The sequence below is a fragment of the Pseudomonas sp. LB3P14 genome, from assembly GCF_054898045.1.
In genome coordinates this window covers 22,651-34,711 of the sequence record NZ_CM142714.1, presented here as the reverse complement: position 1 = coordinate 34,711, position 12,061 = coordinate 22,651, and the positions used below count along the sequence as shown (strand labels likewise).

Annotated in this window: 9 protein-coding genes; 3 read left to right on the top strand and 6 right to left on the bottom strand. The window is 58.5% G+C overall.

All coding sequences use genetic code 11. From position 1 onward, the window contains the following. Positions 1 to 92 precede the first annotated feature (92 nt). The 4 genes from ACYZT5_RS00155 to ACYZT5_RS00140 all read right to left on the bottom strand — a co-directional run bounded on the left by ACYZT5_RS00155 (position 93) and on the right by ACYZT5_RS00140 (position 4,760). Entirely contained in the window at positions 93 to 329 is a 237-nt protein-coding gene (locus ACYZT5_RS00155) for a DUF1653 domain-containing protein (RefSeq protein WP_046047845.1), read from the bottom strand. Positions 330 to 428: 99 nt separating this feature from the next. After that, a complete protein-coding gene (gene fadA / locus ACYZT5_RS00150; protein ID WP_008007076.1) occupies positions 429 to 1,604 on the bottom strand; it encodes an acetyl-CoA C-acyltransferase FadA in 1,176 nt (391 codons plus the stop codon). Positions 1,605 to 1,633: 29 nt separating this feature from the next. Further along, positions 1,634 to 3,781 carry a fatty acid oxidation complex subunit alpha FadB gene (fadB, locus tag ACYZT5_RS00145; protein WP_462049268.1) on the bottom strand — a complete coding sequence of 716 codons (2,148 nt, stop codon included), beginning with the start codon at positions 3,779 to 3,781 and terminating at the stop codon, positions 1,634 to 1,636. A gap of 541 nt (positions 3,782 to 4,322) precedes the next feature. Further along, entirely contained in the window at positions 4,323 to 4,760 is a 438-nt protein-coding gene (locus ACYZT5_RS00140; RefSeq protein ID WP_462049267.1) for a hypothetical protein, read from the bottom strand. Between the two features lie 104 nt (positions 4,761 to 4,864). Here ACYZT5_RS00140 and ACYZT5_RS00135 point away from each other — a divergent pair, with 104 nt between their 5' ends. Beyond that, on the top strand, positions 4,865 to 5,302 hold the full coding sequence (locus ACYZT5_RS00135; protein WP_008151425.1) for a universal stress protein: 438 nt from the start codon (positions 4,865 to 4,867) through the stop codon (positions 5,300 to 5,302). Between the two features lie 194 nt (positions 5,303 to 5,496). On the opposite strand, the gene ACYZT5_RS00130 is transcribed toward ACYZT5_RS00135, so the two are convergent. After that, positions 5,497 to 7,413 (bottom strand): ATP-binding cassette domain-containing protein, encoded by a 1,917-nt coding sequence (locus ACYZT5_RS00130; RefSeq protein WP_462049266.1) that lies wholly within the window; start codon positions 7,411 to 7,413, stop codon positions 5,497 to 5,499. Between the two features lie 213 nt (positions 7,414 to 7,626). Here ACYZT5_RS00130 and ACYZT5_RS00125 point away from each other — a divergent pair, with 213 nt between their 5' ends. After that, positions 7,627 to 9,555 carry a transglycosylase SLT domain-containing protein gene (locus ACYZT5_RS00125; RefSeq protein ID WP_462049265.1) on the top strand — a complete coding sequence of 643 codons (1,929 nt, stop codon included), beginning with the start codon at positions 7,627 to 7,629 and terminating at the stop codon, positions 9,553 to 9,555. Between the two features lie 141 nt (positions 9,556 to 9,696). On the opposite strand, the gene ACYZT5_RS00120 is transcribed toward ACYZT5_RS00125, so the two are convergent. After that, entirely contained in the window at positions 9,697 to 11,484 is a 1,788-nt protein-coding gene (locus tag ACYZT5_RS00120) for an ABC transporter transmembrane domain-containing protein (protein ID WP_462049264.1), read from the bottom strand. 260 nt (positions 11,485 to 11,744) lie between these two features. Between ACYZT5_RS00120 and ACYZT5_RS00115 the strand changes: the two genes are divergently transcribed. Then, the gene (locus ACYZT5_RS00115) at positions 11,745 to 11,924 is read left to right on the top strand and encodes a PA1571 family protein (RefSeq protein WP_462049263.1); all 180 of its coding nucleotides are present in this window, start codon (positions 11,745 to 11,747) and stop codon (positions 11,922 to 11,924) included. Positions 11,925 to 12,061: the final 137 nt, after the last annotated feature.

Sequence of the window (12,061 nt, the reverse complement as noted above, 5' to 3'; positions counted from 1 at the left end):
TAGAAGTGAAAGGCGGTTGGCGCCTGACGCGGCACCGCTATATATAGTGGCTACAAGGTGAGGTCAAGCGCAGGGTTTTGCGCGCACTCAGCTTATGGCTTCGAAAAAAGGCTCGGTTCGGCTTGCACCAAAGCAAAGCGTGGCACCTGTTCGCCGTCAACCTCGACCGACTCCAGGAACATGCTCAAGGGACGCACCCAAAAGCCGTAATCGCCATACAGGGCTTGGTAGAAGACCACTTCTTCTTCCGTTTCCGAATGCCGCGCAATGCTGAATACGCGGTATTGCGGACCTTTGTAATGTTGGTAGAGCCCAGGTTGTATCGGCATGCTTCGGCCCTCACTCAAATCTTTTCAAAATAAAAACAAAAATAAATTCAGAAAAACAAAAACCGGGGCACTTGGCCCCGGCTTCCTTCGACGAAACGCTTAAACGCGTTCGAAGACGGTGGAGATGCCTTGGCCGAGACCAATGCACATGGTGGCTACCCCGAAGGTGCCGCCATTTTGCTTCATCACGTTCAGCAGCGTGCCGGAGATACGCGCACCGGAGCAACCAAATGGGTGACCCAGGGCGATGGCGCCGCCGTGCAGGTTAACCTTCTCGTTCATCTTGTCGAGTACTTTCAAATCTTTCAGCACTGGCAGGGCCTGTGCGGCGAAAGCTTCGTTGAGCTCGAAGAAGTCGATATCGTTAATGCCAAGGCCCGCGCGCTTCAGTGCTTTCTGTGTAGCCGGTACTGGACCATAGCCCATGATTGCCGGGTCTACACCTGCCACTGCCATCGAACGAATCACCGCCATAGGCTGGATGCCCAGGTCCTGTGCACGCTGCGCCGACATCACGATCATGCACGAAGCACCGTCGGTGATCTGCGACGAAGTACCGGCTGTCACGGTGCCGCCCTTAGGGTTGAACGCTGGCTTCAAAGCCGCCAGGCTTTCCAGGGTAGTTTCCGGACGAATGGTTTCGTCGTAGTCGAACAGTTTCAGGAAACCGTTCTCGTCGTAGCCCTGCATCGGGATGATTTCGTCTTTGAACTTGCCCTCCAGCGTCGCTTTATGAGCGAGCTGGTGGGAGCGCACGCCGAAAGCGTCCTGTTGTTCGCGGGTGATGCCGTGCATTTTACCCAGCATTTCAGCGGTCAAACCCATCATGCCCGAGGCTTTCGCCGCGTACAGCGACATGTGCGGGTTCGGATCGACACCATGCATCATGCTCACGTGACCCATATGCTCGACGCCACCAACGACGAACACGTCACCGTTGCCGGTCATGATCGCTTGCGCGGCAGTGTGCAGAGCGCTCATCGACGAACCACACAGACGGCTGACGGTCTGGCCGGCAGCGGTGTGCGGGATCTGAGTCATCAGGGACGCCATACGGGCGATGTTCCAGCCCTGCTCCAGGGTCTGGTTCACACAGCCCCAGATCACGTCTTCGACTTCGCTCGGATCAACCTTGACGTTGCGTTCCAGCAGTTTACTGATCAGGTGCGCCGACATGTCTTCAGCGCGGGTGTTGCGGTGCATGCCGCCCTTGGAGCGGCCCATCGGAGTACGACCGAAGTCGACAATCACGACGTCTCTAGGATTCAAGCTCATATATTCACTCTCACTCTAGTTGGGGGCGCTTAACCGAAGAACCGCTGGCCGGTTTTGGCCATTTCACGCAGTTTTGCGGTCGGGTGGTACAGCGCGCCCAAATCAGCGTACTGGTCAGCCAAGGCAACGAACTCTGCAACACCGATCGAATCGATGTAGCGCAGCGCACCGCCACGGAATGGAGGGAAACCAATACCGTAGACCAGACCCATGTCGGCTTCGGCAGCGGTTTCGACAATGCCGTCTTCCAGGCAACGCACGGTTTCCAGGCACAGCGGGATCATCATCCAGTTGATGATGTCTTCGTCGGTGACTTCACGCTGTTCGAAGACGATCGGCTTGAGCACTTCCAGTACCGACGGATCGGCGACTTTCTTCTGCTTGCCGCGCTTGTCGGTCTCGTAGGCGTAGAAGCCCTTGCCGTTCTTCTGGCCCAGGCGCTTGGCTTCGTACAGCACGTCGATGGCCGAACGACGGTCGTCTTTCATGCGGTCCGGGAAGCCTTCAGCCATCACGTCACGACCGTGGTGACCGGTGTCGATGCCGACCACGTCCATCAGGTATGCCGGGCCCATTGGCCAGCCGAATTTTTCCATCACCTTGTCGATACGGACGAAGTCCACACCGGCGCTGACCAGTTTGGCGAAACCGCCGAAGTACGGGAACAGCACGCGGTTGACCAGGAAGCCCGGGCAGTCGTTGACGACAATCGGGTTCTTGCCCATTTTCTTGGCGTAGGCAACGGTGGTGGCAACCGCCAGCTCGCTGGACTTCTCGCCACGGATCACTTCAACCAGCGGCATCATGTGCACCGGGTTGAAGAAGTGCATGCCGACGAAGTTTTCCGGACGCTTGAGGGCTTTGGCCAGCAAGGTGATGGAAATGGTCGAGGTGTTGGACGCGAGGATGGTGTCCTCTTTGACCTTGTCTTCCACTTCAGCCAGAACGGCTTGCTTGACCTTAGGGTTCTCGACGACCGCTTCAACCACCAGATCAACGTGACCGAAATCACCGTAGGACAGGGTCGGTCGAATGCCATTGAGCACTTCGGCCATTTTCGCCGGGGTCATGCGACCTTTATCAACGCGGCCCACCAGCAATTTGGCAGCTTCGGCCAGACCTTGCTCGATGCCGTGCTCGTTGATGTCTTTCATCAGGATCGGCGTACCTTTGGAGGCCGACTGATAAGCGATACCGCCACCCATGATGCCAGCGCCCAATACGGCAGCCTGCTTCACGTCTTTGGCGATTTCGTCGTAGGCCTTGGCCTTTTTCTTCAGCTCCTGATCGTTCAGGAACAGACCGATCAAGCTCTGCGCGGCAGAGGTCTTGGCCAGTTTGACGAAACCGTTGGCTTCGACTTCCAGCGCCTTGTCGCGACCGAAGTTCGCGGCTTTCTGGATAGTTTTGATCGCTTCAACCGGCGCCGGGTAGTTCGGGCCCGCTTGACCGGCCACGAAACCCTTGGCGGTTTCGAACGACATCATTTGTTCGATGGCGTTGAGCTTGAGCTTTTCGAGCTTCGGCTGACGCTTGGCCTTGTAGTCGAACTCGCCGGAGATGGCGCGCTTGCTCAGCTCCAGGGCCGCTTCCAGCAGTTTCTCAGGGGCAACCACCGCGTCGACTGCGCCGACTTTCAGCGCGTCGTCAGGACGGTTTTCCTTGCCGGCGGCAATCCATTCGATGGCGTTGTCGGCACCGATGATGCGCGGCAGGCGCACGGTACCGCCGAAGCCCGGGTAGATGCCCAGTTTCACTTCCGGCAGACCGATCTTGGCCTTGGTGGACATGACGCGGTAATCCGCCGCCAGGCACATTTCCAGACCGCCACCCAGGGCGATGCCGTTGATCGCGGCGACAGTCGGGACGTTGAGGTCTTCGAAATCGCTGAAAATCTTGTTGGCTTCCAGATTGCCAGCCACAAGCTCTGCATCAGGCAGCTTGAAGTTTTCGACAAACTCGGTGATGTCGGCACCGACGATGAACACGTCCTTGCCACTGCTGACGATCACACCCTTGATCGAAGCATCTGCCTTGATGGTGTCTACGGCCTGACGCAGTTCGTTCAGGGTTAGACGGTTGAACTTGTTGACGGACTCACCCTTGAGGTCGAATTTCAATTCGACGATGCCACTTTCAAGAGCCTTAACCGTGATGGCTTTACCTTCGTAAATCATCAACTGATCTCCACGATATGGAAGCTGAACAGTACACGTCGGACGCAGGCGAAAAAGGCTCGGCAGGGACGTTTATCGTCAATGCTACGCCCATCCACCCGGCACACCCGCCAACGCGATAGTCGGGATTCTGTAGGAGCGGTTTGTAATACAAACGCTCAATTCATACGCCCGTTTGATTTGGGTACGTCACCTTCACGGAATTTCCGACAATTGTCAATCGCCCAAAATACTGGTTGAAACGCGACTTTCCGGTCATTTCCGTACTGCGAAGACCTGCAACACGCCGCTGCATGTGAGGCCATTCATAGGATCAATAGTTAGAAAAGTCGCCCTAATTCGCTGCAGCCTTTGTTTATCAAGCTACGCTGGCGGGACCTTGAGGAAAAAACATGAACGCTTTGGCGAATGCCCAGCGTAAGATCGGCTCCACACCAAATTACCGGCCTGCCTGGCCAACTCCAGCCCGATGATGATGTCGGGCTTTTTATTGCCTGCCTGCCGGACGTTTCGCACCATTGCGGCGCGAAATTTCCGCGATTTATGCCAGCGCTTTCAGCAGCGCATCAATATCCTGCAAAACCGTCGCTTCGCCCTTTTCACCCCAATACAAAGTGATCATCTGCTTGTCCGCTTCGATCTTGTAGACGTTAGCTGGCAATTTTTCGAAATGATTAAGCAGCGCTCGATCCTCGCAGACCTCCTGCCACCGATTGACCCACACACCGGGAGCTTTTTGCCAGTAACTCCAGCACGCCGGCTGATTGCCACGCCGCGGCCGATGGTACTGGGCGCAAGGGCTCGGCGGCTCCGGGCTCAGCCAGTGCGGCCAGTCCTGGGGCGCCAGTTGCATCGCCAATCCAATGCGTCGCGCCTCCATGCGCAGGGCCATGCGGCCGCTCTGGTGGCGTGATGGCCGCAACCATGCCAGCGGACTCAGAACCACCAGCAGGATTGACACCACTATCCAGACCGTCATATGTGTACTCCCGATTCTTGATGAGCGCATTGAGTCACTTTGAGACCAATGCGCTTGAAACCAGCCATACTTACCAATATTGCCATCCTCAGGAGGAGCACCTCATGCCCTACAACCACATTCTGGTCGCTGTAGATCTAACCGAAGAGTGCGATCCTGTCATCCACCGCGCTCGCGAACTGTCGGTGAGCAACGGCGCGAAATTGTCCCTGGTGCACATTGTCGAGCCGATGGCCATGGCCTTTGGCGGCGACGTCCCCATGGACCTGTCACAACTGCAACAACAGCAGTTCGATCAGGCCAAGGAACGCCTGGACCGACTGATCGTGAAGTATCCGGAACTCTCCAAGGAATACAGCCACCTGACCTACGGCCAGCCACGCCAGGAGATCCACCACCTGGCCAAGGAACAAACCTGCGACCTGATCGTGGTGGGCAGCCATGGCCGACACGGCCTGGCATTGCTGCTGGGTTCGACCGCCAATGACGTGCTACATGGTGCGCCCTGTGATGTGCTCGCGGTGCGCCTGATCAAAAGCTGACAACACCGCCTTCCCCTGTGGGAGCGAGCCTGCTCGCGAAGGCGGCATTACAGTCAACATGCATATCGACTGATAGGCCCTCTTCGCGAGCAGGCTCGCTCCCACAGGGGATTTGCGTCAATCTGTAGATCGCATTCCATATGAAAAACCCGGCGCTCATTACTGAACGCCGGGCTTTTTTATAGCGGGATCAATCAGGCATCCAGCTCGGCCCAGCGCTCGACCATTCCATCGTGCTCAGCCTGCAACTGCTCCAACTGAGCGATCACTGCAGCGGTCTCGGCAGCAGGACGTTGATAGAAACCGGCATCGGCCATTTGCGCCTCAACGGTTGCGATCTGCTGTTCCATGGCTTCGATCTGACTCGGCAACATTTCCAGCTCACGCTGCAACTTGTAGCTGAGCTTCTTCTTCGCCACCGGTGCTTCTACTGCAGCAACTGGCGCGGCTTCGGCCGTCACGACCGCAGAGGTCAGGTCGGCTTTGCCGGACTTGCTCTCGGTCACGCCCAGCAGGCGCGGCGAGCCGCCCTGACGCAGCCAGTCCTGATAGCCACCGACGTATTCGCGAACCTTGCCTTCACCTTCGAAGACCAGGGTGCTGGTGACCACGTTGTCGAGGAATGCCCGGTCGTGACTGACCATCAGCACGGTACCGTTGAAGGTCAGCAAGACCTCTTCCAGCAACTCGAGGGTTTCGACGTCGAGGTCGTTGGTCGGTTCATCGAGGACCAGCAGGTTCGCTGGCTTGCTGAACAGCTTGGCCAGCAACAGACGGGCACGTTCACCACCGGACAGCGCCTTGACCGGCGTGCGGGCACGCTGCGGGCTGAACAGGAAATCGCCGAGGTAGCTCAGCACGTGACGGCTCTGACCATCGATATCGATGAAGTCGCGACCTTCTGCGACGTTGTCGATTACGGTCTTTTCCAGGTCCAGCTGATGGCGCAACTGATCGAAGTAGGCCACGTCGATACGCGTCCCCTCTTCCACTGTGCCGCTGGTTGGCTGCAGACCGCTGAGCATCAGCTTCAGCAGTGTGGTTTTACCGGTACCGTTGGCACCCAGCAGACCGATACGGTCGCCGCGCTGCAGGACCATCGAGAAATCCTTGATCAGGAACGGGCCGCCCGGGTGAGCGAAGCTCACGTTCTCGAGGACCATCACCTGCTTGCCGGACTTGTCAGCAGTATCCAGCTGAATGTTGGCCTTGCCGGTGCGCTCACGACGCTCGCTACGCTCAACGCGCAGGGCTTTCAATGCGCGGACGCGGCCTTCGTTACGGGTGCGACGCGCCTTGATGCCTTGGCGGATCCAGACTTCTTCCTGGGCCAGTTTTTTGTCGAACAGTGCGTTGGCGGTTTCTTCAGCGGCCAGCGAGGCTTCTTTGTGAACGAGGAAGCTGGCGTAGTCGCCGTTCCAATCGATCAGGCCACCGCGATCCAGTTCGAGAATGCGGGTTGCCAGGTTCTGCAGGAATGAACGGTCGTGCGTGATGAACAGCACGGCGCCCTGGAAATCCTTCAGCGCTTCTTCGAGCCAGGCAATTGCACCGATGTCCAGGTGGTTGGTCGGTTCATCGAGCAGCAGCAGATCGGGTTCGGAAACCAGAGCCTGAGCCAGCAGGACGCGACGACGCCAGCCGCCGGACAATTCGGCGAGGGTCTTATCGGCCGGCAACTGCAGACGGCTCAAGGTGCTGTCGACCAATTGCTGCAAACGCCAGCCGTCACGGGCTTCGAGGTCGTGCTGGACGTGCATCAGTTTGTCCAGGTCGGCGTCGGTGACGATGTTCTGGCTGAGGTGGTGATACTGCGCGAGCAGCTCGCCGACACCGTCCAGGCCTTCGGCCACCACGTCGAACACGGTCCGCTCGTCGGCTACCGGCAATTCTTGCGGCAATTCGCCAATTTTGAGGCCAGGTGCACGCCAAACAGAACCGTCATCAGGCTTCTGGTCGCCCTTGACGAGCTTCATCATGCTGGACTTGCCAGTGCCGTTGCGGCCGATGATGCACACCCGCTCACCACGGGCGATCTGCCAGGACACCTTGTCCAACAACGGCATAGCGCCGAAAGCAAGGGACACATCGCTGAATTTGAGCAGGGTCATGAGCTTCTCCAAAAACCGGGCGCGCATTCTACCTGACTTGAGGCTTCAGAAGGCCGGCAATTTCACCTTCACGGCACTCTGCATGACAAATGTTGCGAACTGATGCTGACAGGCCGGCAAAGCTTTCGCCCGCTGCTGGCAAAAGGCTAAGCTACAGATAATTCAGCGCGGGCATTGCCCGCGTTTGTCATGATTTCTCTGCCCGGACGTCTCATGCGCAGTCGCCTTTTCAGTCTTTTATCCTGTTTTCTTCTTTCTGCCACTGCCGTTCAAACCGCCCAGGCGGTGGACCTGTCCACCCAGCGCCAGTATTACGATGAAGCCAAGCGTGCCCTCGCCAAGGGGGATACCGGCCCTTATTTCCGTTACAGCCAGGCCCTCAGCGATTACCCGCTGGAGCCGTACCTGGCGTATGACGAACTGACCGCCCGCCTTAAAACCGCGAGCAACGCAGAAATCGAGAAATTCCTCGCCGAGCACGGTGACCTGCCCCAGGCCAACTGGATGAAATTGCGCTGGTTGCGTTGGCTGGCCGAACGCGGCGACTGGGCGACCTTCGTCAAGTACTACGACCCCAAGCTCAATTTCACCGAACTGGACTGCCTGAACGCGCAGTACCAGATCGGGCATAACCAGAAATCCGAGGGTTACGCCAACACCAATAAACTCTGGCTGACCGGCAAATCCCAACCCGCCGCGTGCGATGCGCTGTTCGGGCAATGGGCCGCCGAAGGCCAGTTGACCGAGCAGAAACGCTGGGAACGCACCAAGCTTGCCGCCCAGGCGCGTAACTATCCGCTGGCCAACAGCCTGGTCAACGACCTGACCACCCTCGCCCCTCGCGGTCGTTTGCTGATTGATGTGGCGCAGAAACCCGAACTGCTCAACCAGCCTTCGCGCTTCACCCCGGCCGATGAGCCGATGTCTGATGTGGTCAGCCTTGGCCTGCGCCGCCTGGCACGCCAGGATCCGGACAAGGCCATGGAGCTGCTCGACGGTTATGCCAGCAGCATGCACTTCTCTCGTGACGAAAAAGTGGCCATCGCCCGGGAAATCGGGCTGACCCTCGCACGACGTTTCGACAGCCGCGCGCTGGACGTGATGACCAAGTACGACCCGGAACTGCGTGACAACACGGTTTCCGAATGGCGCTTGCGTCTGCTGCTGCGCCTGGCCCGCTGGGACGATGCCTATCAGTTGACTCGCCGCCTGCCGCCGGACCTGGCGACCACCAATCGCTGGCGCTATTGGCAGGCCCGCAGCCTGGAACTGGCGCAGCCGCAGAACCCGGAAGCGCAGACGCTTTATAAGGGCCTCGCCCGCGAACGTGATTTTTATGGGTTCCTCGCGGCGGATCGCTCGCAGTCGCCCTACTCGCTGAACAACAAACCGCTGGTGCTCAGTCAGGCGCTGATCAACAAGGTGCGCAACACGCCGGGCGTGCGTCGTGCCCTGGAGTTTCACGCTCGCGGACAGATCGTCGATGGTCGCCGCGAGTGGTACCACGTCAGCCGCCACTTCAGCCGCGACGAAATGGTTGCCCAGGCGAAACTGGCCTACGACCTGAAATGGTATTTCCCGGCAATCCGCACCATCAGTCAGGCGCAATACTGGGACGACCTGGACATCCGTTTCCCGATGGCCCACCGCGAAACACTGGTGCGCGAAGCCAAGGTTCGTGGCCTGCATTCGAGCTGGGTATTTGCTATCACCCGTCAGGAAAGTGCTTTCATGGACGACGCCCGTTCCGGTGTCGGCGCCAGCGGCCTGATGCAACTCATGCCCGGCACCGCCAGGGAAACCGCGCGCAAGTTCAGCATTCCGCTGGCCTCGCCGCAGCAAGTGTTCGACCCGGACAAGAACATCCAGCTCGGCGCCGCTTACCTGAGCCAGGTCCACAGTCAGTTCAACGGCAACCGCGTCCTCGCTTCCGCCGCTTACAACGCCGGCCCGGGCCGAGTGCGTCAGTGGCTGCGCGGTGCGGACCACCTGAGCTTTGACGTGTGGGTGGAAAGCATCCCGTTCGACGAAACCCGCCAGTACGTGCAAAACGTGTTGTCGTACTCGGTGATCTACGGCCAGAAGCTCAACTCACCGCAGCCGCTGGTGGATTGGCATGAGCGCTACTTTGACGATCAATAACCGGTAATGCCGGTTATGTAGGAGCTGTGTCGGAGCTGTGTAGGAGCTGTCGAGTGAAACGAGGCTGCGATCTTTTGATCTTTTTCGGCACAGTTGAAGATCAAGATCAAAAGATCGCAGCCTCGTTTCACTCGACAGCTCCTACAGGTGAACACCGAGTTCAGCCTTGCCATCGTTGAACTGCAACGCCGCCAACCGCGCATACAGCGCGTTGCTCGCAATCAATTCCTGATGCGTGCCCACCGCGACCAGTTTCCCCTGATCCATCACCGCGATCCGGCTAGCGTTTTTCACCGTCGCCAGCCGATGGGCGATGACCAGCGTGGTGCGGTTTTTCATCAGGCTCGGCAGGGCTTGCTGGATCAAATGTTCGCTCTGGGCGTCGAGGGCGCTGGTGGCTTCGTCCAGCAGCAGGATCGGCGCGTCCACCAGCAGCGCCCGGGCAATGGCCAGGCGCTGGCGTTGGCCGCCGGACAAACCGAGGCCGCCGTCGCCAAGATGGGTCTGGTAGCCGTTGGGCATTTGTTCGATGAAGTCATGGGCGTAAGCAATTTTCGCCGCGTCCTGAACCTGGGCCAGGGTCGCCGTCGGATTGCCGTAGCGGATGTTCTCTTCGATGCTGCCAAAGAACAGTGCAGGCGTTTGCGAGACCAGGGCGAAGCAGCGGCGCAGGTCCAATGGATCGAGTTGAGTCAGCGGCACGCCATCGAGCAGGATGCGTCCTTCGACCGGGTCGTAAAAGCGCAGCAGCAAGTCATACACCGTCGACTTGCCGGCACCGGACGGTCCTACCAATGCGACGGTTTCGCCGGCATTGATGGTCAGATTCAAACCATCAACGGCATAGCTTTCGGGACGCGAGGGGTAGCAAAAGCGCACGTCTTGCAGCACCAGGTCACCCTTCACCCGCTCAGGCAAGGTCACCAGGCCAGTGGTCGGTGGCTGGATAATGTTCTCCGAGCGCAGCAACTCGGCTATCCGCTCGGCGGCGCCGGCGGCACGCTGCAGTTCGCCGATTACTTCGCTCAACGTGCCGAATGCGCTGCCGACGATCAGGCTGTAAAACACAAACGCCGCCAGCTCGCCCGCGGAAATCCGCCCGGCGATGACATCCATTCCGCCGACCCAGAGCATCACCCCGACCGCGCCAAGCACCAGCACGATCACCAGGGTAATCAGCCAGGCCCGCTGGAAGATCCGCTTGCGAGCGGTGCTGAAGGCCTCCTCCACCGTTACGGCAAAGCGCTGCTCGTCCTGGACCTGATGGTTGTAGGCCTGCACGGTTTTGATCTGGCCCAGGGTTTCGGAGACATAGCTGCCGATATCGGCAATACGGTCCTGGCTCAGGCGCGACAGGCTACGCACTCGACGGCCGAAGATCAGGATCGGCGCGATCACTAACGGCAACGCGACCACCACAATGCTGGTGAGCTTGGGGTTGGTGATAAACAGCAGGACGATCCCGCCGATCACCATCAACAGATTGCGCAGAAACAGCGACAGCGAAGAGCCGATCACCGATTGCAGCAGCGTGGTGTCGGCAGTCAGGCGCGACTGAATTTCGGAGCTGCGATTGTCTTCGTAAAATCCTGGGTGCAGGTAGATCAGATGGTTGAACACCTGACGACGGATGTCCGCGACAACGCGCTCGCCGATCCATGAGACCAGGTAAAAACGCGCAAAGGTGCCAATCGCAAGGCCGACTACCAGCAGCATAAACAGGCCGATGGACTGGTTGAGCAAATGCGGCGACTGGGTCATGAAACCCTGGTCCACCAGCAGGCGTATCCCCTGCCCCATGGACAAAGTGATGCCCGCCGTGACGATCAATGCGAGCAAGGCGCCGAAGGCCGGCCAGCGATAAGGCGCGACGAAACGCAAAGCCAGGCGCATGGCGCGCCGTTGACGGGATGAGAGGATGGAGATCATTCGATGGCGCAACCAGTAGGGTTTGACGCGATCAAGCCTACACCGGTCGATGGGATTGAACGCTGTAAATCATAATGAGTCAGGTTAATTATGACCGCAAAGCCTAGGCTTTAGACGGTATTGGTCTAAAGTCCGGGTGGCAACACCACGGTATTTCTGGTGGACTGGTATTGCCGCTCTGGAAAGATCGCAGGGAGTTGTCACAGCCCGGTCACCTGGCGGTTCTATAGTAAGCACACAACCTGATGAGGAGACAGGCCATGTCCTTGCAAAACAGCAGCGATGACAAGATTGAAGTGATCCGCACACAGCCAGACCAGTCTCTGGGTTGCTCAATTATCGATAAGGATGGGCACGAAGTACCGATCACTGAAGGCATGATCCAGGACGCTTGCCGCGAACTGGAGCAGCGATTGGTCAAGCCTGCCAAACAAGATTGATATAGCCAACGTCTTCTTGACCCGGCCCCTGATGGCCGGGTTTTTTGTGGGTGATTATCCAGATATCGCGGTGCGGCCATTCGCGGGCAAGCCTCGCTCCCACAGGTTTTGAGTCGTCCACCTATTTAGCGAACGAC

Bases quoted from the DNA above. Each gene is read 5' to 3' on its own strand.
- ACYZT5_RS00155 (WP_046047845.1), bottom strand. From the start codon at position 329: ATGCCGATACAACCTGGGCTCTACCAACATTACAAAGGTCCGCAATAC.
- fadA (WP_008007076.1), bottom strand. From the start codon at position 1,604: ATGAGCTTGAATCCTAGAGACGTCGTGATTGTCGACTTCGGTCGTACT.
- fadB (WP_462049268.1), bottom strand. From the start codon at position 3,781: ATGATTTACGAAGGTAAAGCCATCACGGTTAAGGCTCTTGAAAGTGGC.
- ACYZT5_RS00140 (WP_462049267.1), bottom strand. From the start codon at position 4,760: ATGACGGTCTGGATAGTGGTGTCAATCCTGCTGGTGGTTCTGAGTCCG.
- ACYZT5_RS00135 (WP_008151425.1), top strand. From the start codon at position 4,865: ATGCCCTACAACCACATTCTGGTCGCTGTAGATCTAACCGAAGAGTGC.
- ACYZT5_RS00130 (WP_462049266.1), bottom strand. From the start codon at position 7,413: ATGACCCTGCTCAAATTCAGCGATGTGTCCCTTGCTTTCGGCGCTATG.
- ACYZT5_RS00125 (WP_462049265.1), top strand. From the start codon at position 7,627: ATGCGCAGTCGCCTTTTCAGTCTTTTATCCTGTTTTCTTCTTTCTGCC.
- ACYZT5_RS00120 (WP_462049264.1), bottom strand. From the start codon at position 11,484: ATGATCTCCATCCTCTCATCCCGTCAACGGCGCGCCATGCGCCTGGCT.
- ACYZT5_RS00115 (WP_462049263.1), top strand. From the start codon at position 11,745: ATGTCCTTGCAAAACAGCAGCGATGACAAGATTGAAGTGATCCGCACA.